3 protein-coding genes are annotated in these 2065 nt (G+C 47.0%); all 3 read left to right on the forward strand.

Annotation, left to right across the window (positions count from 1 at the left end):
- On the forward strand, positions 1 to 170 hold a 170-nt coding region (locus HZY94_RS03770), incomplete at its 5' end, for a transposase (protein ID WP_179924934.1).
- A 101-nt stretch (positions 171 to 271) separates the two neighbouring features.
- On the forward strand, positions 272 to 994 hold the full coding sequence (locus HZY94_RS03775) for a pseudouridine synthase (protein WP_179925071.1): 723 nt from the start codon (positions 272 to 274) through the stop codon (positions 992 to 994).
- Positions 995 to 1003: 9 nt separating this feature from the next.
- Entirely contained in the window at positions 1004 to 1861 is an 858-nt protein-coding gene (locus HZY94_RS03780) for a cation diffusion facilitator family transporter (RefSeq protein WP_179925072.1), read from the forward strand.
- The last annotated feature ends 204 nt before the right edge of the window (positions 1862 to 2065 follow it).

A 2065-nucleotide genomic window follows, 5' to 3' on the forward strand; every position in this document is an offset into this window, starting at 1 on the left:
GTCGGATTTTCGCACAACGAAAAGTTGATGTGGAACCTGTCTTTGGACAGATAAAGGCTTGTTTAGGTTACAAACGTTGTAATCTACGAGGAAAACGACAAGTAAAAATTGACATGGGATTGGTTCTCATGGCCAATAACCTCCTCAAATATGGGAAGAGGAGTACCTAAAAAGAAAAGGAGAGACTCATTTTAACGAATGAATCTCTCCTTTTTATACTTTACGGGACTTTTTGTCCCAAACTCATCTGAAAATTTGTTACAATGGAGACATGCGAATCGATCAGCTCCTGGCTTCTCAGTATAGCCGTAAAGAAATGAAACAAGCCCTGGCCAAGGGCCAGATTTTAGTAGACGGCCAAGCTGCCCGCAAACTCTCCCAAAATGTGGATACCGACCTCCAAGTGGTCACCATTCAGGGACAGCCAGCCCCGGCAAGCAACCACCACTACTGGCTCCTCCATAAACCGCGTGGAGTGGTTACCGCCAATCGTGATGCCCAGCATGCGACTGTCTTTGACTCCCTGGCCAGCTACGACCGGACTCCAGATCTGTACGCTCTAGGTCGGCTGGATCGCGATACTTCAGGACTCTTGTTGCTGACGGATAACGGCCCTTTGGGCTACCAGCTCCTCCACCCGGATGCCCATGTCCGGAAAACTTACCAAGTAGTGGTCAATGGTCCCCTGCACGCGGACTTACCAGTCCTCTTTGCGACCGGGAGTATTTTTGAAGATGGCTACCAGTGCCGACCAGCCCAGCTGACCATTCTAGCTTCCTCAGCCAAACAGAGTCGCGCCTTAATTGAACTATCTGAAGGGAAGTTTCACCAGGTTAAAAAAATGTTCCTAGCGGTTGGGGTCAAGGTGATTAGCCTCAGTCGAACTCAATTTGGTCCCTTCCAACTGGATCAGAGTCTCCCCTATGGGGCCTACCGTGGATTAAGTTCCCAGGAAAAACAAATCCTTGTCCATATCTTAGAAGAAAGTCGGTAGTTAAAAATTATGCACCAGCACTCAAAAACTACTTTTATTGCCTTCATTCTCAATCTCTCCTTCGCCATCCTAGAAGCCATTTTTGGAGTCCTCTTCCACTCCTCGGCTGTCTTAGCGGATGCCGTCCACGATTTTGGGGATGCCATGGCCATTGGCCTGTCTGCTTATTTGGAAAAAATCTCCACCAAACAGACTGACCTCCGCTACACCTTGGGTTACCAACGCTTCACGATTCTAGCAGCCTTGGTAACCGCCAGCATCCTCATGACCGGCTCTACCTTCCTCATCATTGAAAACATACCGAAAATTTTCAATCCGCCGGTCGTCAACCATCAAGGAACTTTTGTTCTGGCCCTTCTTGCTATTGCCATCAATGGCTTTGCGGCCCACCTGGTTCACAAGGGCCATAGCGCCAACCAACAAATCTTGACCCTCCATTTCCTCGAAGACATCTTGGGCTGGGTTGCAGTTCTTTGCGTCAGCATCCTGCTCCAATTCACGGACTGGTATTTCCTAGATCCCCTGCTTTCTGTCGCCATTTCCCTTTTTATTCTCAGTCAAGCCCTGCCTAAATTCCTCAAGAATTTGCAAATTTTTCTTGAAAAAGCGCCGGAAGATCTTAATCTGGAATCCTTACGCGAACAAATTGAAAAAATGGATGGGGTCCAGCAAGTCAGCCAATTCAATGCCTGGACCATGGATGGTCAGCGCCATGTGGCCATGCTCCACCTGCATATCAAAGCGGGGAGCGATGAGCGGCTCCTCAAAGACCAGGTCCACCACCTCCTAGAGGCCCACAAGATTGTCGAAAGTGCCATTGAATTGGACTATTCCAGCCTGGAGCACCAGCACCATACGAAGCCCTAACAGAAAAATCTGGGTTCTATAATAAGTTGTGTGGAAAGCTTTCTCTCCATGCAACTTTTTTTGTAATTCAGAGTGCAAAAAAAAAGCAATTCCTAGTAAACTGATAAGTGGAAAAAACATCAGAATAGGAATTGCTTTATATGGACTATAATACTCAAAAATTACTCGGAATTCAAGACCTAGACATTACTTTTAAAGAAGAAT

Source organism: Streptococcus danieliae (assembly GCF_013415245.1).
GTDB lineage: Bacteria > Bacillota > Bacilli > Lactobacillales > Streptococcaceae > Streptococcus > Streptococcus danieliae_A.

What these genes read in the sequence shown, in the direction of transcription:
- HZY94_RS03775 (WP_179925071.1), top strand. Translation starts at nt 272, where the DNA reads ATGCGAATCGATCAGCTCCTGGCTTCTCAGTATAGCCGTAAAGAAATG.
- HZY94_RS03780 (WP_179925072.1), top strand. Translation starts at nt 1,004, where the DNA reads ATGCACCAGCACTCAAAAACTACTTTTATTGCCTTCATTCTCAATCTC.